Origin of the sequence: Colwellia sp. BRX10-4 (genome assembly GCF_014077465.1) — a bacterium.
Classification (GTDB): domain Bacteria; phylum Pseudomonadota; class Gammaproteobacteria; order Enterobacterales; family Alteromonadaceae; genus Colwellia_A.
On sequence record NZ_JACGVZ010000036.1, the window covers coordinates 1 to 24,312 of the forward strand.

The following is a 24,312-nucleotide window of genomic DNA, read 5'->3' on the forward strand; positions in this document are numbered from 1 at the left end:
AAACGTTGGAATTATGCCGATGGTAGCGGCGAAATTGGGGTTATATCCAGTGTAACGCAAGCCTTCTGTTCTACCTGCACACGCACCCGACTTTCAACTGATGGCAAATTGTTCACTTGCCTATTAGCACAGTCGGGCCATGATCTACGCGCACTTATGCGTTCAGGTAAGAGCGATACGCAAATTACCCGTGCTATAGGGCTAATTTGGAATCAGCGTAAGGATCGCTATTCACAACTTCGAACAGAAGAAACGACAAGCAACAAAAAAGTGGAGATGTCATATATCGGCGGCTGATATTTTCAACCTATCGTGATTACAAAGCGTATAGGAAAAACCTTGTAAAACAGTTTGCAGATAAGCTTGATGGATTAGTTTCAGCTCAAGCCTAAGTTCCAAGGAATGCTCAACTTTTAGTGCGAGAGAATGTATATGTTGCGCCAGATAACCGTCATATGGTCGTTGTACAAACCCTGACAAATATCTACATCTGTTATATTAAAAGGTAAGTCCCCATCAATGGTAATAGCCCCTCCGTTACTGTATTATTTGACTCTGTTAAGGAGCTAGTAGGATAGTCATTGGCATTTTTTTAATTGGTATGGGGATTGTTAGCTCCCAAGCTAGTTAAAGAATAAAAGAACAAGAAAGCCATAGAATTTGTCAATATTGTAATACTTCAATCGTATGTGAGATGCCAAAAACAGCTATTGAACTAGGGCTGCGAATAGAACCTTACCAATAAACAGAACTTATCTTCATCTTATAAAGTAGGTACAAAAATTTAAACTACTGCATAGATAAAAACAAACCAGAGAGCTAATTCAATTGTTAAAAATAAATTTTGATTTCTTGGATTGGATTAGTAATTATAACGGGAAGCTTACTCTACAAATTGATATCTTTGCTATAAATATTTAAGTCAGGTTCAGGAATACACATAAGAGCAATATTAGCTGTAAATTCATAGTTATTTATATACCCATATGGCATAGATTCCCTTTGTAATCCAACCTTCTAATGTCTTATTTGATGCCACAACAGAGGTTTACGTTAATTATTTTTCGCCTCTATATTACGTACTAAGCAATTATAAATTCTATGGCACTATATGCCCCAAGCCACGATAGAAGCAGAAACTTATATCGCTATATGATCGGAAAGTTGACCTTAACATTCAGTAAGTCTTTATGTCTCGAATACGCACTAGGAAGTCATTAACACTGATTTTTTTTCATTGCTCATTAAAGCTAGTCTAAACTTCGAGAACACATTACCCATAGTTTTACTGGGGTTCATCGCCTAGAATATTATGCCATTTATTAAAATAACTGGAAATTGAATTTCCCCCAACAAAGAAGTTACGATTTATTTTCAATATGGAGGAAATTTAACAAAGAATTAAAGTGCTGTAGACTTTCTTTTTGAGCGTTCACTCGATGGTTTTGTAACAGGTTCAGATGCAATAATCGGCGATTTACTTCTTGCTCTTTTTTTCTTTTTTGAATTCTGACTTACTGAAACGACAGAATTGATAAACTCTGCTGATTTCTTAGTCGGGTTATAAGCAACCTCAATAATTTTACCGTTATATTCGATAATATCGCCGCGACGAATTTTTTTACGCTTTTGAACTGAAACTTCATTATTTACTAAAACATTACCTTCACTGATCATGGTTTTAGCTTCGCCGCCACCACCAACCATATTAGCAATTTTGAGTAATTTACATAGTTCTATAGGTTCAACACAAATGTCGATAATAGTGTGTTCAGACATGAAATACGCCTAATAATTTTAAATAATAATATCATTGAATTCTAACATATATAAACGCTATTGAATAAGAATTATATTAAGGACACTGGGCATTGTTAAGCTAGCATAGCCAGTAAATACTTAATGTAGGAATACCTTAAAATTTAACTATTTCTGTATAATTCACTATTGGGTTATACATCTAAAAAACTTTCCCTTATTAATAATTAATACTACTGACTTAGTGAATAACGAATTTAGCTAAAAGCGCTACTTAAAAGTGATTTATTCTATCGACTGCCTAAGCATTTCATACAATGCTTTAGAGAAAAATCCAACGGATACATAATTACCGATGGACTTTATAGGTTTGGAATCAAAGATTAACTATCTAATCAATTTTCAAATCATGCTTACCATGATTTTTTTTGGTACGTAAATAATTGTTATTATCATCTTTTAAATGCAAACCCGTGTTCACTTGTTCGACAATATTAAAATAATCTTTTAAGGCATTTATTTTTTTAGGGTTATTAGTGATCAAACGTAAATCTTTAACGGCTAAAGCTTGCAGCATAGTCACTGCATCTTCAAAACTACGGGCATCTTCTGCAAAACCTAAGTGCTTGTTGGCTTGATAGGTATCCATCCCTTGGCTTTGTAACACGTAGGCATCTAATTTATTGTATAAACCAATGCCACGACCTTCTTGGCGAAGGTAAAGAATAATTCCGCCCTGCTCTTTCATCAAATTGATAGTTTCATCTAACTGCTCACCGCAATCACAACGTGAAGAGTGGAATACATCGCCCGTTAAACATTCCGAATGCATACGAACTAGTGGTGCTTGCTGATTTTTATCGGCCTGTTGAAAAATTAACGCTATGTGCTCATGGTTTTCATCAAACATTGTAAAGGTCGCGATTTCTGCCTCGATATCACTGTGTAATCCAACTTTTAGATTAATTCTTGCACGTATTTTATTCATGGGTTTCTTTATTAAATTAGCAAAGGCGCTGTTATTAGCCCCTTAAATATTACCACTCGTTACATTCATATTGAGATATTTATCTAGCTTTCAAGTTTTAATCAAGTTTTAATCAACTTTTTAGCTTAAATAGTACAATCTATGGGGAATTCACTGCTTATATTAACAATAATCGATTAATACGGCTAATAAGTTAACCTTGAAATATATTTACTATAACGAAGTGTTAGAGTCATTTCTGCTGTTAAATATTGAGATGACAGTGTGATTTAAAAGGTAACGATTGAATTTTGAACGAATAAACTAATTTTAGTCATCTGTTTTTATTATTCCACTGTAAACCCTAATATGCGCTTGATATACTAAACATCTGTGAGTTACTTTGAAGTAACATCAATAATTTATAATTAAAGCGTTCCGCTAAATAGATAAGAGTATTCCTTGTGATAATGACCCTCAGACCCTTTATTTTAGTATTAATAAGTGGCTTCTTGTTAATGCTAGGCTATGGACTCAGTAATATTTTATTGCCTGTACGCATGCAGAGCGATGGAATGAGCATGAACAATATTGGTTTAGTGTTATCGATGTTATCTGTGGGTTTTTTGTTGGGTGCATATTATAGCCGTATGTTATTACAACGTGTCGGGCACATAAGAATATTCGCGATGTGTGGTAGCTTAACTTCCGTCGCTATTTTACTTTCAGGCCTATATCCAGAACCATTAATGCTTGCATGTATGAGAATTGTCACTGGCTTTTGTATTGTTTGTACCAATGCCACACTTGATAGTTGGTTAAGCCACAGCGCCACAGAAAATAATAGAGGGCGCATACTATCAATTAATCAAATGATGATAATGACAGCACTATTTTCTGGTCAGTTCTTATTAAATGTCGCGCCTGTTGATGACATTACCTTATTTGTTATCTGCGGCATTTTATTTAGCTTATCAATCACACCTATCGTGATTAGTAAGCAACAAGGACCACAAATTGAAGACAGTCAATCAATGTCTTTAATGACGGTTTTCAAGTTATCTCCTTTAGGTGTGGTCAGTTGCTTTTACTGTGGAGTCCTCTATGCGGCTTTAATTAATATGCTGCCTATTTTCGCCAGTAACAATGGTATTGCCGGTTTAGATTTATCCATATTTATGGGCACAGCCATTTCTGGGGCAATCATTTTGCAGTTCCCTATTGCCTACTTATCAGATCACTTTGACCGTCGAAAAGTGATGTTCTGTATGGTCGCAACACTCATTTTATTATGTTTATTAGTACCTTTTCTTATTTCCTCAGATATGTTCAAACTCACCTTGTTGGCCGTAGCACTGATTACGGGATTAGTTGCCTGCCTTTATCCAATGAGTATGTCAGAGACTTTTGATAAAGTATTAAAGGAACAAATTTTATCTGCAATGAGTTCGTTATTATTGATCTATGCATTAGGCAGCATTTTAGGCCCCTACCTAGCCTCTATGATCATGGATACTTTCGGTAACAGTGCCTTGTTTAGTTTTATGAATGTCGTTGCGATAACACTGTTACTATTTATCAGTATTCGAATGAAACTAAGAAAAGCGTTACCGCTTGATGAGCAAGAAAGCTTTGTTATGCAAACACCCAGCGGCGTAGTATCGGAACTCGATCCTCGTACGCAATATGCAGAGGCACAATTTGAAACAACGCCAGAAGTTGAAGTTGCTATCAGCCTTGCAAATAAAAACCCATCGGCAGCCGTTAACATGGTTAAAGCGCTAGTCCTTCGAGACCCCCGAAATGCTTCAAATCTAGCCGCCGCATTAAGTACCATAGACGCGATAGACATTAGTAAACTTTATGCGGCAATAACCTCCGCAGCACCTCAAATGAGTATTCATATTGCTCAAGCATTAACAAATGCTTCCCCTGAGAAAGCCAATCAATTGGTTGATTGGATAACATCTGAGTACCCTGACCAATTTACTAATATTATTGTTGCTATTGCAAATACAATGCCTGACGACGGTATTAATGTCATGGAACTCGCCGCTGAAAATATGGCCGAAGATTACCCAAGTGAACTTTTAGAAATGACTAAAGAATACATGACAAATTTATCAGATTCTTTAGATGCAATGCGACCGATAGATAGAATAGCCGCTGTATCAGAAAATACAGCAACTGAGCTTTATAATCGATTAACAGATGTTGCTCCTGAGCAATCAGCCGAGCTTGCCTTTACGGTATCAGATTCACTTCCTGAATCGTCAAGTGATGTTGCAGAGGCCTATGTACAAAATTTAATCGACAGTGAACAAGCTGGCTCAGCACAGACCTCAGAAAACATTGAAAATGCTGCCAGTAACTATGTTAACCATATGGTTGAAAATATTCCTGAACATGCGGTAGAAATTGCCAGCACATTTGTCGATTCTTTCCCCGAGGTTGCATCGGATATGCTTGAAATATTACAAGAATCAGATGATATTGAAGATAGCAAGTTAACCACTTCTATTGATAAAAAACCCTTGTAAGACTTTACAAATCGGTGATAGCAATTATGCTACAGGTCAAAATCTTTAATATCAGTAAAAATGATGAGCCTAGAATGAAAATTGTTGACGTTAGCAATATAAGAATTAATGATAACTTTGTCTACTAAGCGAAAACTAGACGTTATTGTTTTTATTAATTTCGTACAGATATAAATATCTATTTTTAACAATACAAAATGTAAAATAAGCTAACAAAGTCATTTTTACCTAAAAAGCTAAAGTCAAAGTAAAGTTAAACGCTAAACCTGTAGGGACTATTAGGGGTTTTCTATTTTTTGCAACTTACACCTGCGCTACATATTTAATTATAAATATAACGACCTAGCATGGCCCTTTGTTTTAAAAACCAACTGTAGCTGTAAAGCGTAAATACCATTGTTCTATTTAAAGCTTAAATCCAATCAGTACTTTAAGTAAAATAAGCGCCTAAAGAATATCAACACTTTAGTTACTTTTATTCTGTGTTATAAATTGACTTACCATGGCTGATATTGTCGAACTTTGCTTAGCTTCTAGGTATTTATCTATCTCAATCAAGAAAAAGTGACTTTAAAGTACAGCAGATATCTAGGGGATTTGACTCTCTACTAAAACATGTAAACCAAGTTACCAATAGATATATAAATACCATTAGCACCTCGAGACTTGACAGCTGTGATTACAAGTGTAATATCAACACATCGATTACAACTGTAATATTTAAATATGTCTGAAATTACTAATACAGAATTTGAAGTGTTAGAAGCGTTGTGGGCTCAACACCCTGCTACAGCAAATAGCATTATTGAACAGCTTAATAAACATAAGCCCTGGCACGATAAAACAGTAAAAACGCTGATAAATCGTCTGGTAAAAAAAGAGGCGATAGGTTTTGAAAAGCAAGAACGTCATTATCTTTATTTTCCGTTACTTGAGCGAGATGCTTATACGGAAGTTCAAAGCCAAAGTTTCATTGAACGGTTATTTAGAGGAAGAGTTTCGCCATTAGTTGCTGGTTTTGCGAAAAAAAACAATTTGAAGAAAGAAGATATTGATGAATTAAAGCTTCTCATTACAAAATGGGAGCAAGACAATGATTGATAACCTCTTTACTTTATTACTGCCCTTAACATTGTTGCTAACTATACTGCTAGTTGGACATAAATGGCGAATACATTATTTAGGCGCTAGTAATACTTATTTACTATGGTTAATAGTGCCCTTAGGCCTGGTGATATATTGCTTACCACTCCCTTGGCAGCAGAATAGCCTATCAAAAATAATTGAAATAAAACGTTACTTGATAACTCCAACCCTTGAAATTCAACAAAGTCTTTCTATGTCTTGGGCTCTCTATATTTGGCTAATTATTGCGGCTGCCATGATAACCTATGGCTTGTTAACTTATCATATATTTAACAAGCACCTTCAGCTCACCGCTATTAATAAGTCTATGGTGCCATTAGTGTTACCCCCAAATATATTACTCTACCAAAGTACAGGTACTTATAGCCCAATGTTGGTGGGTTTAGTACAGCAAAAACTTATTATTCCAGAAGATTTTTTTGAGCTTTATAGTACTGAGCAACAAAAACTAATTCTTGAACATGAAATTTGTCATTTTGATCGAAATGACATTTATTGGAACCTAATTGCGCTGACTTGCTTAACGTTGTTTTGGTTTCACCCTCTTGCTTGGCTCGGCTATTTTAGGTTTCGTCAAGATCAAGAGCTTTCCTGTGATCAACTCGTTCTGGCGCGCAAACCAAAAGAGAGCAGGATTAACTATAGTAAAGCGCTGTTAGTGGCGGCTCAGTCGACACCTTCATTAGCATTTGCTCAACTATCATTTAAAAAATATGGAGATAAAAAAATGATGTTAGAACGAATTAATAATTTAAAAACTCGTCCAAAAAGCTCTAAATTAATATTGGCTAGCGTAATATTTACCACCGTTACTCTGCTCTCAGGATTAAGTTACGCAGGAAATCAACAGGAAAGTCTTGGAGATAAAGTCGCAGAGTCAGTTCAGCTTAAGCCTATTCAGCGAGTCAATCCTAGATATCCAGAACAAGCAGCAAAAGACAATATAGAGGGCTCAGTAGTACTAACGTTTGATATCATGACAAATGGTGCGGTTGAAAATGTAGCAGTCATAAATTCAAAGCCTGCCGGTGTATTTGACCAAGCAGCCTTAAAGGCATTAAAACAATGGAAATACTCTGTCAGTGACCACATGTTAAAAAATGCGTTAGTTCAATTAGATTTTTCAATGAATAAAGATAAAAAACATGAAAGTTTAATTGAGCGTATTCAGATAACTAAGTAAAGTTAGCGTAATATTTTAAAAAGGTTACCTAGGTAGCCTTTTTACATTTAAGTGAGTATACCCAATCGTAGAATTAATCACTTTTACTATAAATCTTTCCATAACGTTATCCATTTATTGCTGCTTGAATGCGCCTGTACCGTTAGGTACAATGGGTTGAGTTAAATTTACAGGGTAATATTGTGATAAAAGGTAAAAGAAGAGCCTTCGATGAGAGTACAGCATTAAATGCTGCGATGAATGTCTTTTGGCAAAAAGGTTATGTTGGCGCATCACTCACCGATTTAACTAAAGAAATGGGGATTAACAAACCAAGTATGTACAGTACTTTTGGTAACAAAGAAGCCTTATTTGTTAAAGCCACACAATGCTATATTGAAACTAAAATGAAACCTCATATGGCGTTACTATTTGCACCTGATCTTTCCCTAAAAAATCGTTTGAAAAATCATATGATGTCAATTGTCACCATGCAGTGCAGTGATGAACAAGCAAAAGGATGCTACTTAGTTTTATGTCAATCAGAACTGGTCAGTGGTGATATTCCTGAGCAAGCAAAATTGATACTCGAAGATGCTGAAGTCATTCCTAAACAATTATATGTCGATTTTTTCAATCAAGATTTAGAGGCTATCGCTTTAGGGCTAAATAAAAATGCCGACGCAAACAGTCTAAGCGTATATACGTTATTAAAAGGCACTGCCTCTATGGCTCGTTCTGGCGTAGCTAAATCGCAACTAGAATATACTGTAGATAGTATGCTTAAAGGTATCGGCGTTAACTAAAGAGATCGCTCTTTTTAAAACGATGTCCCTGGGCTATACACATCCTGCAATAATACGCTATTTAGCATTATTTTGGGGGATTTAAAATTTGATATTCCCCAATAAAGCACTACAAGTGCTCCAGTTCAATTTTAATTACCCTTTCGTGAATCAGCATACCTAAGCACGTTATTTACTCTTTAGCATAACCTCAATCTCTAGACCTTTAAATCGATAATATTTATTTCATTAATTACGGTTGACTTAATCATACCGATCGGTACAATAATGAAATCAAGGCATACCGATCGGTACATCTATTGTAAATAAGCACCATAGACGTGAAGTATTCATTCACTGTGAATTTTAATCTGATCAATAAAATTAAATTAATGATAAGGAAAGTAAAATGACAACTTTAACAATACATACCATTGAATCTGCTCCACAAGCAAGTAAGACACTTTTAGAAGGCTCAGTTAAAGCTTTTGGCATGTTACCAAATTTACATGGTGTACTTGCTAGCTCACCACAACTTCTTGAAGCTTATCAAAAACTTCATGAGCTATTTACAAATACCTCATTTGATGCAGAAGAATTAACTGTTGTTTGGCAAACAATAAATGTTGAACACGGCTGTAATTACTGTGTACCAGCACACACGGCTATTGCTCATTCAATGAAAGTTGATACTGCAATAACTGAGGCTTTGCGTAATCAATCGCCAATGCCAAACGCTAAGTTACAAGCACTTCAAGATATGACCTTGATTATTGTTCGTAATCGCGGACACGTTAGTGATACAGAATTAGCCAGTTTTAAAGAAACTGGGTATGGCGAACAGCAAATATTAGAAATAATATTAGGCCTGTCTCAAAAAGTGATCAGTAACTATACCAATCACATTGCGAGTACGCCAACAGACGCACCATTCAAAGCATTTGCATGGCAGAAAAATGCATAAGTAGCGCTGGGGGAATAACTAAGTTAATTATTCTACTGACCATTCCCCGATTAAATGCTAAATACGTTAATAAAGTGCTAATAACATCGAGTTATTAGCACTTTTATTTGTTATTTTTTTGACGATTTTTTAGTTTGTTTTGCTCAATTTTATCGTTTTGTAATACTTGTTGCAAATCTTCACTTCGTTGTTTAACCGCTACCCCATAACTTTTATCATCACCCCATTTATCAGCCAAAATTGTCATTGACTCAGTATCATGTTCAGCAAAAAGTTCTCCTGCTCTAGCCGATTCAACCGGATCGTTGCCAAGTAATACCAATGCTTCAATACCAAAATTAACGGCAGAGTCAAAAGTTTCTCGTTTAAGACTTGTCACCCCAAGCTGCATAATTTGATAAGCGTGTCGTCGGTCAATAGCGCGTGCAAGAATTTTTAAATGCGGATAGTGCTTACGAGCCAATTTAATAATATCTAATGTTTTATCGGGCTCGTCTACAGCAATAACCAGCATTTTTGCATTTTGGGCCCCTGCAGCTGCTAATAAATCTTGTCGGGCGGCATCACCATAAAAAACTTTGTTACCAAAACGCCTGAGTAAATCTATTTGGCTAGCACTGTGATCAAGAATCGACAAATGATAGCCTTGAGCTGTTAATAAACGTCCTATAATTTGGCCAAAACGTCCATAACCAGCAATAATGACATTTTTTGTGGGTTCGAGGTGTTTTATCGCATCAAATTCAGGTGTAGCAGAAGTTTTTCTCGCCAATACCTTCTCATATAAAATCAATAGTAATGGTGCGCAAAGCATTGATATAGCAACGATAAGTGTAATTAACTTAGTCTGCTCTGGTGTGGTGATAAGTAGATTACTTGTTAATGAAAGTAAGACAAAAGCAAATTCACCACCTTGTGCTAAAGCTAAAGTGAACAGTATCTTTTGACTGCCTTTCATCTTAAAAAAATGTGCCAACACAAAAAGAACCAGTGCTTTAATCGTTATAAGGGCTAATACCGTTAACGTAACAAATGTAATTTTCTCAAAAAGAAGAGGAAAATCTATCGAAGCACCTACGGTTATAAAGAACAAACCGAGCAATAATCCTTTAAAGGGTTCAATATCAGCCTCTAATTCGTGCCTAAACTCGCTTTCAGCCAGAACTACACCCGCTAAGAATGTACCCAGCGCAGGAGACAAACCTATTTTTTCCATAATCAGTGCAATGGCAATAACTAATAATAATGCCGCAATGGTAAAAATTTCACGTAACCTTGTTTCTGCAATGTAACGAAATAATGGCGATGAGATGTATTTGCCTGCTAAAATAATGGCTGCAATGACTGAAAGAGAAACCCCCACTTGAACGTAAACGGGTAAGTGAGCAATCAAACTATGGCCAGAAGACTGTGCTGTACTTAAGTCTTGAAAGGCAAGCAGTGGTAATATTGCAAGAATAGGAATTACCGCAATATCTTGGAACAGGAGTACCGAGAAAGCATTTTGCCCCGCGTCTTGTTTGATCCAACCCTTTTCTGTCAATGTCTGCAAAACAATCGCTGTTGAAGACAATGCTAACATCAAGCCTATTGCCAATGATGTTTGCCAAGGCAAACTGAATAGGTAAAAACAAAGTGTAAAAATAAGTGTGCTTGTTGCTATAACTTGTAAGCCACCTAGGCCTAGAATAGAGTGGCGCAATTTCCAGAGTCTGGCCGGTTGTAATTCCAGGCCAACTAAAAATAGCATCATCACAACACCAAACTCGGCAAAATGCATAACACTGGTTTGATCGCCAACCAAGCCGAGTAAGTTAGGGCTAATTAAAATTCCCGCTAACAGATAACCCAAAACAGAACCTAAGCCGAGTCTCTTTGCCACCGGCACGGCAACAAGTGCTGCAACTAAGTATATAACTGCTATTTCTAACATCTTTAAATGTACTCCTTTCACTAGGGCGTTATTGAATAGTTAAATTTGAGGATTAGTCGCCTAAGTTATACGTATTTTATCAATATTTTAAACCTGATGCGATTGCCTACTGCCAAGTTATAGGCGAGAAGCAAAATTGTCAGCTGAAGTTTAATGATGACGATAATAATAAAATTTATTTTTCAATTTAAAGGAGAATAAAATTTGCCACTTGTTATATGTTAAGTGTTGATGGCGACAACAGCACTAATAGTATAAATAATGATTGTTAACATCGCCAAAGTAACTGACAGCTCAGTCTCGACTGGAGAGCCTAAAGTTGTCTTTTTATCAAAAATCACTGCATTATGCGAAGAATTCAAGCGTCAATAATGCAAACATGAATATATGGTTTACTTCATGGTGAAGCTCTTGTAACGCTTATTAGCAACATTTAAATTTAAGGTTAATGTTGCTTTTGATAGTGCTCAGATAAAATAAGTAATGAGCGTTGATAATTAATTTTAGCGATACTTTAAAAAGTTACTATATTAAAAAAGTGGCCTGTGCTTTTATTTTTCTGTTTTACTAGTAAGAAAATCACTAGTTGATTACTAAAGTTAATTAAGCTTGTTCAACCAGTAACTAATTTTCTCTTCCAACAGTTTAGGGTTTATCGGTTTAGAAATATAATCATTCATACCCGATACAAAGCATTTTTCTTTATCACCTTTCATAGTATTTGCCGTCATTGCAATAATAGGAATAGTCGAGAAAAAGACACTATTCATATTATTTCTTATATGTTCAGTGGCTTGATAGCCATCCATTTCTGGCATTTGGCAATCCATTAGAATTAGGTCATAAGGTTCTTCTGGATCTTTCTTCTCTAAGATATCGATTGCATTTACACCATTGACTGCTATATCAATAGAATAATCAAACTTTCTTAATATACCTAGAGCAACTTGTTGGTTAATTCGGTTGTCTTCAACTAACAGTATTTTTGCTTTAGCGATCTGACTTTTATTGTCTAACATATTACTTCTAAGGCTAGCCGTCTTTTTTAATGCCTGTGTCTTGTTAAGTGTAGCATCTAGGATATTAAGTAACTCATCAATGACTACAGGTTTTAATAAATAATCTGAAGATCCTGATGTTGATGACAAAGGACCTTTAACAATCTGATCCATTGAGGTTAACATCACTATTTTAAGCTTATCAAGTGACTTAATTCTTCTAATCTCAGCGTTTAGCTCACTACCTGACATACTCGGCATTTGCATATCAATAATAGCCATAGCAAAATAATGGCTATCGTATTGCTTCAATATAGCCAATGCCTTACTACCACTGTTAGCTTGAATAACTTTAGCCCCAAAAAGACTGAGTTGTTTGCTAAGCACTTCAAGATGAGTAAGATTATCATCAGTAACTAGAATGCTCATTCCATTTAAATGAGTACCTAACTGAATTTGCAATTTTTCTGTGCTAGGTTTTAATTGGATATTAAAACTAAATTCGCTACCTTGACCAAAGACACTGCTAACAGTAATACCTCCCCCCATTAATTCACATAATTGCTTTACAATAGACAAGCCTAAACCAGTACCACCATACTCTCGTGTTGTCGATACATCGACTTGAGTGAACACATCAAAAAGTATTGAACATTTATCCGCTGGTATACCGATTCCTGTATCTATGACATCGATATGTAGTTTTATATCTCCATTGTCATTTAAAACTGTCTTTGCTTTAATAACAATCTCACCCGTGGGGGTAAACTTTATTGCATTGCCAACTAAGTTAGTAATGATTTGTCTTAATCTACCAGGATCACCAATGACCATTTGATGAGCAACATCGGTGACATCAAGAATAATTTCTAATTTTTTATCTTTGTTGTTCATCGATAATGACTGAACCAAATCACCTAAATTCCTTAAAAGGTCAAATGTAATCAATTCTACTTCAAGTTTACCTGCTTCTATTTTTGAAAAATCTAGAATGTCGTTTAGAATATGAAGCAAGGTATCGGCGCTTGAATGCGCTAATCGAGTAAAATGAGCTTGTTCTTGACTTTGCTCGGTCGTTGATAATAAATTTAACATACCTAAAACACCGTTCATTGGCGTTCTAATTTCATGACTCATATTAGCCAAAAACTGTGATTTAGTCCGATTGGCTAATTCAGCTTTTAATTGTTGTTTCTTATTTTCATCGGCTAAACTTTTCAGCATCAATTCTTTTTTAACTGAACTAGACACATCTTGGATCAGAATTTCACATAAGCGTTCATTGCGGGAAGTATTGATGCTTTTAATCGATATTTGCTGCTGTATACGGTAATTGTTATCACCGACATGGCTTTTATGGAATAACGCTAAAGGTTTAGGATTAAAAGTATTAGAGAGTTTAGTGGGCAATCCTAACGTTAATGCCTCACTGCATGCATCACTTAAGCGAGAATAGTTAAAACCCTCTAGAATATCACCGATTTTACAACCAAAACCTTTATCATCGACTATTGCAGAATGATCTTTTATCCACTGATTATAAAAAACAACCTGATAGTTTTCATCAATAATGATAATACCAAGGGAAAGCTCATTAACAGAACTAAACAAAATATTTTTTGTTAAATTATTCATAGCAGAGCTAAGCTTCACTTTTGTTAGTAATGCCAAAAACAAATTTTCGCACAGATTCTTGAAAAATCTCTAACGAGGTAATATCCATAATAAAAGAAATAAAGCCTTCAATATTATCATCAGGTAAAGAGAACTTAACTTTTATATATAAAGACCAATCATTTTCGCTGCTATATACATAGACTTTATTAATATCTCCTTGTATAAACTCCGGCATTTCAATTTTTATTGAAGATTTAAGAAAGTTAATGACCGTTCCAAAACAAGCATTTAAAATAACATTGCCTATTTCTACTAAAGAATCTTGCTCAAGATCAGACAAAGCCTCGGGAGGAAACTTATTACCAAGTAAAGTACTCACTAATTGCAAACCACTTTCTTTGCTAAACATGAGTAATGCTTGGCCTTTAAAGTCACCTTCAAATCGTTGGATTACAGCACTAATTTCTGTATCACTAGCAAAATTCAATTTAGATTTAGCTACTTTGTTAGAGATGATTTCGACTTTTGGGATAGTTAAATCAACCGGTTGAGATACCATTTTATTCAGGGAATTGGCTGCTCTACCAATACCGATATTAAATATTTCGGTGAGGGCATCAATTTCAAGTGGAGATAAATTATCCTTCATATGCTTCCCTAACTATTTAAAAAATGGCTAATAAGTTCTTCGGTAATCGGCTTAGTTAAAAAAACAACACCCGCTTGCTCAGCCTGCTGTTTTATTTCATCTTGAATATTTGCGGTCAACAAAGCGCGCTTAGGAATTGAAATTAGTTTATCTAATGCAAAAATTAATTCTATACCTGTCATACTAGGCATATTATAATCAAAAATCGCAATATCAATTTTACTTTCCGCCGTTAATTGGCTCAAGCACTGCTCGCCACCTCCAGCTTCAATGATGTCGACTCCAGGTATATAAGATTTAACAATTTCTTTGAGCATCATTCGAGAAACAATACTATCGTCGACAATTAACACAACTTTACTCATTTAAATACCCAATTATTTTTAATAATCTTTCTCATAAAAGCATATAAACGAATGGGTTTATATGCAAGCTAATATATTGAAATATAATTAGTAATTTGATCAAGGTACAAAAACAAGCTGTAATCTTACAAACATCCCCTTAATGGGAGGTGTTTTTGATTAGAACTAATGAGCCTAAGGGGAACTTTAAAAGCCTATAAGTCGACGTTAAAAAGGTAGGAGGTGGTTAAATACATTTGTGTAATGCCAGCAACATAAGTGTTGGCTAAATGATAAATATTTGCGTTATCAAAGTTTATACTCGGCCTATAAACGTCAATAAAATTACCTAAGGTAAAAATGTCAATCCGTCGCAAAAATGAGTAATAACGAGTAACGTCTGTTTGTGTTTTCTTACACGTGCGAGAGTTTGATAATCACTACTTCTTAGTTCCCTAGATCTAAGCCTTTGGTTGGCTCGTATAAAATCAGCACCTTTGCTAGACGTAACAACCACTGTGCAATCTCTAATCGTTGTGCTTGGCCATCCGATAATCCTACATTTTTAGAGACTAGCAAAGTATCAATACCAAACGATAAGTTATCAATAAATGAAGTTAACTTTACTAATTGAGATACCTCAAGCATTTCTTAGTAGCTAGCATCATCTTTTGCTAGGTTTATAGGGATTTTATAAATGCTAGCAAATAAGAAGCCCTATTCCGCTTACAAGGATGCCTTTAGCAGACATATATAAACCTCTTATTAGCCAGCGGCTAAAGTAAAATATCCAACATTATTAGCACATTCGATATTTTACTAAAAAGTACGCATAGAGCGACGATAAGCACAGAAGAGATTAACTTCTCGGACGTATAAATGGCATATGTCTATTTACATCTTTATATAACAAATATCTAAATGGACCTGGGCCACCGGCATAGCAAGATTGTGGACAAAAAGCACGTAACCACATAAAGTCACCCGCCTCTACTTCAACCCACTCACCGTTTAAATGATAAACAGCTTTACCTTCTAAAACATATAATCCATGTTCCATCACATGTGTTTCGTCAAAAGGGATCACGCCGCCTGGTTCAAAAGTTACAATGTTTACATGCATATCATGGCGCATATCTGATTGCTCAGTAAATCTGGTGGTTTTCCATACACCACCGGTATTAGGCATTTCAATAGCTTCAACTTCATGGTCACTGGTTACAAAAGCTTCTGGTGCATCGATGCCTTCAACAACTTGATAAGCTTTGCGGATCCAATGGAATTTTACATTTTCTAAACTATTATTTTTAAGTGTCCATTTAGCACCAGCAGGTAAATAAGCATACCCACCTGATGTCATATAGTGGTTTGTCCCTTCGATAGTAACATCCATTTCACCTTCAACAATAAAGAGTACACCTTCAGCATTTTCATCAAGTTCTGGTTTTTCAGAGCCTCCGTTTGGTGCTACTTCTACTATGTATTGAGAAAAAGTTTCTGAAAAACCACTCAATGGACGAGCCAGCACCCACATCCTCATATTATTCCAAAAGGGTAAGTAACTGATGACAATATCAGTTAACACACCTTTAGGTATAATTGCGTAAGCTTCGGTAAAAATAGCGCGATCAGAGATCAATTGTGTTTGTGGGGGTAATCCACCTTTAGGCGCATAATATGTACTTTTATTAGACATTTTCGTTTTTCCTTATTGTTTGGGCTTCATTAAATTCTTTTCTATAAGCGTGAAGTAAAGGCTCGGTATAACCATTGGGCTGTGTTTTTCCTTTAAAGACAAGATCTAATGCTGCTTGAAAAGCTAAACTACTGACAAAGTTAACAGACATTGGCTGATATAAAGGGTCATGGGCATTTTGTTGATCAACAATAACCGCCATTTTTTCTAAGGAAGATCTCACTTCAGACTCAGATAAAATACCATGGGCTAGCCAGTTACAAATGTGCTGACTAGAAATTCGTAATGTCGCTCTATCTTCCATTAAGCCAACATTGTTAATGTCGGGGACTTTTGAGGCGCCCATGCCTAAATCAACCCAACGAACTACGTAACCCAAGAGACCTTGGGTATTGTTATTAAGCTCTTTTTCTATTGCCTCTTTACCCAATTGCTCAGATTTTTTTAATAAGGGTACTGTTAATATATCATTTAAACGAGCACGAGGTCTTTGCGCAACACTATTTTGTACTTCAAATACATTCACTTGATGGTAATGTATTGCATGTAAGGTGGCCCCGGTTGGTGATGGAACCCATGCCGTATTAGCACCTGATAAAGGATGAGCAATTTTCATTTTCATCATCTCCGCCATTTCATCAGGAATAGCCCACATCCCTTTACCAATTTGTGCTTTACCGGAAAAACCGCAAGCTAAACCTATATCTACATTCCAATCTTCGTAGGCTTTAATCCAGGGTTGTGCCTTCATATCACCTTTTAGCACCATGGGACCTAGTAGCATACTGGTATGTATTTCATCGCCCGTTCTATCTAAAAAACCAGTATTAATAAATACAACACGATTTTTTACGGCTCTAATACACTCTTTCAGGTTGACTGTTGTGCGACGTTCTTCATCCATTACCCCAATTTTAATGGTATATCTGACAAGACTTAAACCGTCTTCGACAGCATTAAACAGTTTGTTAGCAAAAGCCACTTCATCAGGGCCATGCATTTTAGGCTTAACAATGTAGACACTACCCTTTCTTGAGTTACGGTGAATACTATTTTTTTGTAAATCGTGTAAGGCTATTAAGGTGCTTATCATGGCGTCCATGATACCCTCTTGAATTTCGAAGCCCTCTTGATCGAGTATTGCAGTACTGGTCATTAAGTGACCAACATTTCGACAGAATAATAAACTGCGTCCTGGCAAATTTAAGTTACCACCGTTAAGATCCTGATAAATTTTATCAGCTTGTAATACTCGCTGGGTTATTTTACCCGCTTTATCAATAGTTTCACTTAAGTCACCTTTCATTAGCCCTAACCAATTACGATAAACATGAATTTTTTCTTTGGCGTCTACTGCAACTACCGAATCTTCAAAATCTTGTATTGTGGTTAATGCTGATTCTAAAGTAATATCTTTTATATTTGCAGCGTCTGTTTTACCAATAGCTGAGCTTGCATCTATTTCTATCGCCACACGTAAATTATGATGGTTAAGTAAAATGGAGCTGAGCTTATTCTTATCCCCCTGAAAGCCAATAAATTGTTCAGTATTTTTTAATAGTGAGGTTTGACCATCAATTAAAGTGACTAAAAGCTTTTTATTGTCAATAATATAAGCACATGACTGATGATGTGAGCCGTTGACTAGTGGAAAGTGATCATCTAAAAATTGACGGCCGTAAGCGACTACTTTTGCTGATCTAATAGGATTATGCGTTGCTTTTTTCTCAGCGCCATCTTCACCACTAATGACATTAGTTCCATAAAGGGCATCGTATAAACTTCCCCAGCGCGCATTAGCGGCATTTAATGCAAATCTAGCGTTGGCGGCCGGAACAACAAGTTGTGGTCCAGCTTGTGAGCTGACTTCATTATCTACGTTGTTTGTGGTGATAAGAAAGTCATCACCTTCAGGGCTCAAATAGTCTATATCAAAAAGAAAATTTTTATATTCCTCAATATCAAAATTATCTTGATGCGCGAGATTCCAATCATCAAGTTGTTCCTGTAATTGAGTGCGTTTTACTAATAAGGCTCTGTTTTCAGTGCCTAATTGATGAGTTATTGTTGATAAGGACTTCCAAAAAACATCAGCAGAAATGTTTAAGCCGAGTAAAACCTCGTCTTCTATGAATTTTACTAAATCAATATCGACTTTTAGCAAGTTTTTCTGTTGATATATTGTCATTTACTTAACCACTTATTCCTTAATCATACGTTGATTGTTATGTTAATTATGTGTTGAGGTCTTCGCTGATAATTGTCTTTATCTAAAGCTGCAATGTTGATGAATGTAAACAAATTCACAACATCTGTCAACAAAGGCAGTTAATTGTAAACGTAATTGTTGACAATTAACATTTAAGTCAAATCTATTAAGGTCAAACAATATTTATGCTTAATGAAATACCTTAATAATCACGTGTAATTTACCAAAAAGTTGACCTATAATGCGAGTAACGCACATAAAAAACATAATAATCATACGCTTACTGGTTTAATGACTAATACTGACGGTCACAAACAGACGAGTTATTACTTGACGACACCAAGATTGAAGTTGGAAAGTACGTTATCATGCTCCATGTGGCAGACTACTTTTCAAATAAAAGGGCTAACAAGATAAACCACCATTGTTAAATCGTATTCCAACTCATCTTGGCATTTTGACGCTAACGCAAATTATTATGTACCGTTAGTGCGAGTATGTTGGCTAGTTATTTTATGGGAGCAGACATTTTTGGTGCGTTAACTATGCCTTTTTTAGCGGTTAGAAAAACAGATCATCGTGGTTTTATTGCTAGTGTAACCTTTGTTTCAACTTACTTCTTTTGAGGGGGGCATTGTAATATTTTTACCCTATGCTCAATCTGTTAACAACAACACCAGTCAAACCTCTTAAATTGAGGCTCTTGGTGTTGTTGCTGTATAATTAGCTTTAGCTATTTACTACTTACTCTGCTTACTACTTATTCTGCTTTATGGTTTGCTAACCAGTGCTCTGCAATATCTTGCCTTCTACACACCCAGACATCATTATATTTTCCAATATAATCTAGGAACTTAACCAAACTTGCAAAACGACCTGGTCGGCCAATAATGCGGCAATGCAAACCAATAGACATCATTTTTGGCGCATCAGCTCCTTCAGCATACAAGGTATCAAAAGTATCTTTTAAGTAACAATAAAACTGTTCACCTGAATTAAAACCTTGCGGACTCGCAAAACGCATATCATTGGCATCTAAACTATAAGGGACAATTAAATGTGGCTTTTTTTTACCTTTGACATAATAAGGTAAATCATCAGCATAACTATCAGCATCATATAAAAAAGAGCCCTCCTCCATAACCAACTGTCGAGTATTTTCACTCATGCGGCCAAGATACCAACCTTTAGGTTTTTGTCCTGTCATTTCCTCGTGGATAGCTATCGCTTTTTTTAAATGTTCACGCTCGGTTTCAATGGGTACATTTTGATAATCTATCCACCTGTATCCATGACTGGCAATTTCCCAATCTGCTTTTAACATCGCTTCAACCGCTTCAGGATTACGTTGCATCGCCATCGCGACACCAAAAACAGTTACAGGTAAGCCCCGCTGAGAGAATAAGCGATGTAATCGCCAAAAACCTGCGCGGCTGCCATATTCATAAAAAGACTCCATGTTCATATGCCGTTCGTTAACAAACGGTTGTGCGCCAATGATTTCTGATAGAAAAGTTTCCGAGGCATTATCACCATGTAAAATGCAATTCTCGGCTCCTTCTTCATAGTTGATCACAAATTGCACCGCCACTTTTGCCTTATTCGGCCAAGTAACGTTAGGTGCATGCTCTCCGTATCCTTTCATATCTCGAGGGTAATTATTCATATCTATTTTACTCATACTAATGTCAACTCAATAGTTTCGTTTTCTAAAGTAAGTTCATCACAATGTTTGCCAGCACCGACCCTGTCAAAGCCAATAAAAAATCGGTCTTTTTTCTTATATTAAGGGCATATGCCAAATTACTGCATGAAAATTAAAGCCTTGTTGTCCATGGGTTACAAAAACCTGTAAATTTGCACTAGAAACAGAATCACCTGCCATTTTTAATATCTTTGAAGTGAACTTGTTAGAGGTAATATCAGCTTGAACAAGGGTGTAAGCTCTTTAATTGCATCGTTATGATCAGTTTTAAAGAGGTGATAGCGAGGACCAAACTCGAGATCTGTACACAGGTTCAATTAACATCACTGGCAAGGGTTACATCGGCACAACAATAGCTATCACCCCAAGTAAAGCCTGTTGAATTTGCAATAGTGAACGTTACTTCATTGCCATCAGGGCTTGGTTTATCATGTCCTGTGTCCTATAAACTTGCTACTTTAATTGTACTAAAAGTAGCAGCTTGTGTTGTAGCAACACTCAAACCAAACAATAGAAACGAGGTAGTACTAATAACTGTGGTTATCATGTTCATTTATCTTCTCAGTTTTTGTTTTGTTGTAACTTTTTATTCCGTGATTATTTAGTTGTATAAAGTAAAGGTTACATTACTCTTTTGTTGTTTGACGTTGTTGGTACCACAGTGCAATTAACTTCCGCTCTGAGTCAGTAATTTTGGTTAAGTTACCTATAGGCATAGCTTTAAGGACTACGGTTTGTTGATAAATTTGGGTGGCTTGCGCTTTAATTTGTTCAGGTGTGTCATAAATAAAGCCTTTAGGCGCAGCGGCAAAACCAGCTTGAGTGGGTTTGTCTGCATGACAAGATGAACAACGCTGTTGAATAATGGCTTGAACTTGAGAGAATTCTACTGGTGATACTGTTGAATCAGTGTTCGTGACGATTGACTTAGGCGCCATAGCCCAGATAACGACCACCATAATAACTACAGCAGTAACTAACGCTCCTGTTAGTGGTTTTCCTGGCGTATGACGCGAAACAAAAAACACCCGTATTAAAGCACCAGCCATAGAAATACCCATTAATATTAACCAGTTATATTCATGGTTATAAGTCATGGCATAGTGATTACTTATCATCACAAAGACAACAGGTAAGGTAAAATAAGTGTTATGAACAGAACGCTGTTTACCTGCTATTCCGGGGGCGGCGTCAACTTTCTCGCCTGCTATAAGCCTTTCGACCATTTTCTTTTGGCCAGGAATAATAACAAAGAATACGCTAGCGGCCATAATAGTACCTAACATGGCACCAAAGGTCATAAAAGCGCCACGACCACTAAATATGTGTGTTAATGCATAAGCGGCGGCAGAGACAAGTGCAAAAATTACAACACCTAAAACTAAATCATTTTTAGCTAAAGCAGATTTACATAAGAAGTCGTAAATAAGGTATCCACCAAACATAAAGCCTAAGCTAATTGCAATGGCTGTGCTTTGCGATATATCAGCAACACTTGTATCAATAAGGTAAATATCAGCGCCATACCAGTAGACAATAGCCATTAAAAAGAAACCACTGATCCACGTTGTATATGCTTCCCATTTAGACCAATGAAGATTATCGTCTAAAGGCTGGTTTTTGGGACCCAACATGTATTTTTGCGAATGATAAAAACCACCACCGTGTACCGCCCATAACTCACCAAAAACACCATTTTTGGTATCTGCAGGATTTTTAGGTGTATGTAATGAATTATCTAGCATAACAAAATAAAATGATGCGCCAATCCAAGCTATGCCGGTAATTATATGAAAACTTCGCACTAAAAAATTTAATACATCAAACAAATACGCTTCCAAATTTCTGACCCTTTTAAAGAATTTATATTGCATTTATAGCGCGGCTTAATTTGCCAACTTAACTATAGCTTAAGGCTTGTGTTGTGTAATTTACATTCATTACTAAACATCAACTTAGCATATAAAACAAAAACAAAATTGTCAACAATCTTGTTTACAATTAGTTATCAGTACAGACAAGTGTTTTTACCCATAAACTAAAGCCAAAAAATTTAAATAACTTTATGTTTCTGAATAATATAGGTGATTTTTCTAAAGGAAAGGATTGAAATTATAAAAGTTATATCTATTGTTAGCACTTCTCAACAAGCTGCATACCACAACCTTTTAAAATGATATGTTTTATTGTTCTTTTAGCATCATCAAAGTCGCTATTGGTCAATGGCCTATCCAAAGCAGCTTCAATCTCAACTGAAAAGTTCGCATAATGTTGAGTAGCCCCCCAAATAGTAAACAACAAATGATAAGCTGATATTTGCTCATCTAACTTACCTTGCGCTTGCCATGATTGAATGATGTTAGCTTTGTCAGTGATCCACTGTTTAAAATCTGTTTTCAAATATTGACTTAAATAAGGCGCGCCATGCAGTAACTCACTAGCAAAAATAATTGAAGGAGTAGGATTAGTTCTTGAATACTCTATTTTCGCATCTATGTAGCTTGCAATTGCTTTTGCTGGGTCATCATTGGGCTTTATATCAGCAAAAGCTTGATTCCATAAATTGATAATATTAGTTAACACCGCACCATAAAGCGCGAGTTTATTCGTGAAATAATAATGAATGTTACTTCTGGGTAACATTGCCGTTTTCGCAATACGCGCAATGGACGCACCATTAAAGCCATATTTCTTAAATTCTTGTTCAGCAGCTTTTATTATTTTATTTTTGTTTAATAGCCTAGCTTTTTGTTGTGTATTGACTAAATCATCATCAGTAATTTTTATTGTTGCCATATTTTAACCAAATATCTCACCGTTAACGCATTAACGTTTTTTAAATATATCAACTAAATCGCTAGTAAATTCTTTTTCATCTAAATTTAAACGCGTCTCAATACTATGAATATGTTGATACATAAGTGCTGTAGCTTTTTCAACCTGACCTTTTTCCATTACGTCGATAAGCTCGAAGTGTTCAAAATGCGAGCATTTTGGCGCATCAGGGTTTTCATACAGTACAATCACTAAAGAGGTTTGCGGTATTAAGGTTGTCAGAATGCGTTCAAGCGTGGTGTTTTTTGATATCTTCGCCAGCATTAAATGAAAGTCGCCACCGAGTTGAATACCTTCAACCATATGTTCACGTTCGATATTATTTTCTTCTGATTTAACTATTTTTTTCAATAAGTCGAAGTCACTATGCGTTGCATGCTTAATGACATCTTTAACAATCTCTACTTCAATTAATTTTCGAGCTTCAAGAATATCTTTACCTTGTTTAACGGTCGGACTTGCGATAAATGCCCCTTTGTTCGGTTGAATTTCAATAATATGGTCTTGAGAAAGTCGCAGTAGAGCACTACGAATCGTTGTACGACCCACATTGAATATTTTTGATAAATTTTCTTCAGTCAGCCGAGTACCTGGGCGTAAACGAAACGATAATATTGCATCAAAAATTTCTTGGTATATTTCTTTATCGCTAATTTTTTTAATTTTTTCGTCAGACTTCAACTTAACTTTCATCACAATCCTAAATACAAATTGACCACTTGGTACTAATCCTCTTAGATTATAGTATATAGAGTTTTATGTTAACTAGTCATTCAACTTCATTACAATCAATAACTTTATCGCTTATTTAAATAAATAGCGCCTAACTGGCGCTGAATATCAAAAAGACAGTCTCATGTTAAGTAATCAAAACTTAAACTAAAGATCCCTAAATAGTTAATCTTCATTATGAGCATTTTTTTTGATAAGTTAATAGAGTAACCTGTTAACGCTAACTAATGCCACATTATAGACTAGAGGTTTTATATTCTTGATCTCAGCTG

The 24,312-nt window shown here is 35.7% G+C and carries 20 protein-coding genes and 1 pseudogene; 7 read left to right on the plus strand and 14 right to left on the minus strand.

What is annotated here, in order from left to right:
* Nucleotides 1–297: pseudogene (locus tag H4J67_RS18365) on the plus strand (GTP 3',8-cyclase MoaA); the annotation flags it as partial.
* A 1,104-nt stretch (nt 298–1,401) separates the two neighbouring features.
* Here H4J67_RS18365 and H4J67_RS18370 read toward each other — a convergent pair.
* Together H4J67_RS18370 and ribA are read right to left on the minus strand one after the other, a co-directional pair.
* Nucleotides 1,402–1,779, minus strand: a complete 378-nt coding sequence (locus H4J67_RS18370) for an RNA-binding S4 domain-containing protein (RefSeq protein WP_182175632.1) — start codon at nt 1,777–1,779, stop codon at nt 1,402–1,404.
* 370 nt (nt 1,780–2,149) lie between these two features.
* Complete coding sequence (gene ribA / locus H4J67_RS18375) at nt 2,150–2,746, minus strand: GTP cyclohydrolase II RibA (RefSeq protein WP_182175631.1); 597 nt, start codon at nt 2,744–2,746, stop codon at nt 2,150–2,152.
* A 449-nt stretch (nt 2,747–3,195) separates the two neighbouring features.
* Here ribA and H4J67_RS18380 point away from each other — a divergent pair, with 449 nt between their 5' ends.
* From H4J67_RS18380 to H4J67_RS18400, 5 genes are all read left to right on the plus strand, one after another.
* The gene (locus H4J67_RS18380) at nt 3,196–5,265 is read left to right on the plus strand and encodes an MFS transporter (protein ID WP_220463311.1); all 2,070 of its coding nucleotides are present in this window, start codon (nt 3,196–3,198) and stop codon (nt 5,263–5,265) included.
* Between the two features lie 726 nt (nt 5,266–5,991).
* Nucleotides 5,992–6,366, plus strand: a complete 375-nt coding sequence (locus tag H4J67_RS18385) for a BlaI/MecI/CopY family transcriptional regulator (RefSeq protein WP_182175629.1) — start codon at nt 5,992–5,994, stop codon at nt 6,364–6,366.
* The gene (locus H4J67_RS18390; RefSeq protein ID WP_182175628.1) at nt 6,359–7,594 is read left to right on the plus strand and encodes a M56 family metallopeptidase; all 1,236 of its coding nucleotides are present in this window, start codon (nt 6,359–6,361) and stop codon (nt 7,592–7,594) included. The genes H4J67_RS18385 and H4J67_RS18390 overlap by 8 nt, the downstream gene beginning before the upstream one ends.
* Before the next feature lie 236 nt (nt 7,595–7,830).
* Nucleotides 7,831–8,379, plus strand: coding sequence for a TetR/AcrR family transcriptional regulator (locus tag H4J67_RS18395; protein ID WP_220463313.1), 549 nt, complete (start codon nt 7,831–7,833; stop codon nt 8,377–8,379).
* Between the two features lie 388 nt (nt 8,380–8,767).
* Complete coding sequence (locus H4J67_RS18400) at nt 8,768–9,322, plus strand: carboxymuconolactone decarboxylase family protein (protein WP_182175626.1); 555 nt, start codon at nt 8,768–8,770, stop codon at nt 9,320–9,322.
* A 103-nt stretch (nt 9,323–9,425) separates the two neighbouring features.
* Here the strand turns inward: H4J67_RS18400 and H4J67_RS18405 are convergent, their stop codons facing one another.
* The 7 genes from H4J67_RS18405 to H4J67_RS18435 form a co-directional block, all read right to left on the minus strand.
* Complete coding sequence (locus tag H4J67_RS18405; RefSeq protein WP_182204632.1) at nt 9,426–11,255, minus strand: monovalent cation:proton antiporter-2 (CPA2) family protein; 1,830 nt, start codon at nt 11,253–11,255, stop codon at nt 9,426–9,428.
* Nucleotides 11,256–11,854: 599 nt separating this feature from the next.
* On the minus strand, nt 11,855–13,888 hold the full coding sequence (locus tag H4J67_RS18410) for a response regulator (protein ID WP_182204634.1): 2,034 nt from the start codon (nt 13,886–13,888) through the stop codon (nt 11,855–11,857).
* Nucleotides 13,889–13,895: 7 nt separating this feature from the next.
* Nucleotides 13,896–14,519 (minus strand): chemotaxis protein CheX, encoded by a 624-nt coding sequence (locus H4J67_RS18415; RefSeq protein ID WP_182175623.1) that lies wholly within the window; start codon nt 14,517–14,519, stop codon nt 13,896–13,898.
* Nucleotides 14,520–14,527: 8 nt separating this feature from the next.
* The gene (locus tag H4J67_RS18420) at nt 14,528–14,884 is read right to left on the minus strand and encodes a response regulator (protein WP_182175622.1); all 357 of its coding nucleotides are present in this window, start codon (nt 14,882–14,884) and stop codon (nt 14,528–14,530) included.
* 426 nt (nt 14,885–15,310) lie between these two features.
* Nucleotides 15,311–15,511 (minus strand): ATP-binding cassette domain-containing protein, encoded by a 201-nt coding sequence (locus H4J67_RS18425; RefSeq protein ID WP_182204635.1) that lies wholly within the window; start codon nt 15,509–15,511, stop codon nt 15,311–15,313.
* Nucleotides 15,512–15,722: 211 nt separating this feature from the next.
* Nucleotides 15,723–16,559 carry a bifunctional allantoicase/(S)-ureidoglycine aminohydrolase gene (locus tag H4J67_RS18430; RefSeq protein WP_182175620.1) on the minus strand — a complete coding sequence of 279 codons (837 nt, stop codon included), beginning with the start codon at nt 16,557–16,559 and terminating at the stop codon, nt 15,723–15,725.
* Nucleotides 16,552–18,747 (minus strand): malate synthase G, encoded by a 2,196-nt coding sequence (locus H4J67_RS18435; protein WP_182204637.1) that lies wholly within the window; start codon nt 18,745–18,747, stop codon nt 16,552–16,554. Before H4J67_RS18435 ends, H4J67_RS18430 begins: the two co-directional genes overlap by 8 nt.
* Before the next feature lie 518 nt (nt 18,748–19,265).
* Between H4J67_RS18435 and H4J67_RS20870 the strand changes: the two genes are divergently transcribed.
* Nucleotides 19,266–19,394 carry a hypothetical protein gene (locus H4J67_RS20870; protein ID WP_259368671.1) on the plus strand — a complete coding sequence of 43 codons (129 nt, stop codon included), beginning with the start codon at nt 19,266–19,268 and terminating at the stop codon, nt 19,392–19,394.
* A gap of 134 nt (nt 19,395–19,528) precedes the next feature.
* On the opposite strand, the gene puuE is transcribed toward H4J67_RS20870, so the two are convergent.
* The 5 genes from puuE to H4J67_RS18460 form a co-directional block, all read right to left on the minus strand.
* On the minus strand, nt 19,529–20,449 hold the full coding sequence (gene puuE, locus H4J67_RS18440) for an allantoinase PuuE (protein WP_404842808.1): 921 nt from the start codon (nt 20,447–20,449) through the stop codon (nt 19,529–19,531).
* Nucleotides 20,450–20,548: 99 nt separating this feature from the next.
* On the minus strand, nt 20,549–20,653 hold the full coding sequence (locus tag H4J67_RS21325; RefSeq protein ID WP_182175618.1) for an ureidoglycolate lyase: 105 nt from the start codon (nt 20,651–20,653) through the stop codon (nt 20,549–20,551).
* Nucleotides 20,654–21,099: 446 nt separating this feature from the next.
* Nucleotides 21,100–22,302 carry a urate hydroxylase PuuD gene (locus H4J67_RS18450; protein ID WP_259368672.1) on the minus strand — a complete coding sequence of 401 codons (1,203 nt, stop codon included), beginning with the start codon at nt 22,300–22,302 and terminating at the stop codon, nt 21,100–21,102.
* A 304-nt stretch (nt 22,303–22,606) separates the two neighbouring features.
* A complete protein-coding gene (locus tag H4J67_RS18455; protein WP_182204640.1) occupies nt 22,607–23,269 on the minus strand; it encodes a TetR/AcrR family transcriptional regulator in 663 nt (220 codons plus the stop codon).
* Between the two features lie 30 nt (nt 23,270–23,299).
* Nucleotides 23,300–24,001: a GntR family transcriptional regulator gene (locus H4J67_RS18460; protein ID WP_182175615.1), complete on the minus strand. Its 702-nt coding sequence runs from the start codon at nt 23,999–24,001 to the stop codon at nt 23,300–23,302.
* Nucleotides 24,002–24,312: the final 311 nt, after the last annotated feature.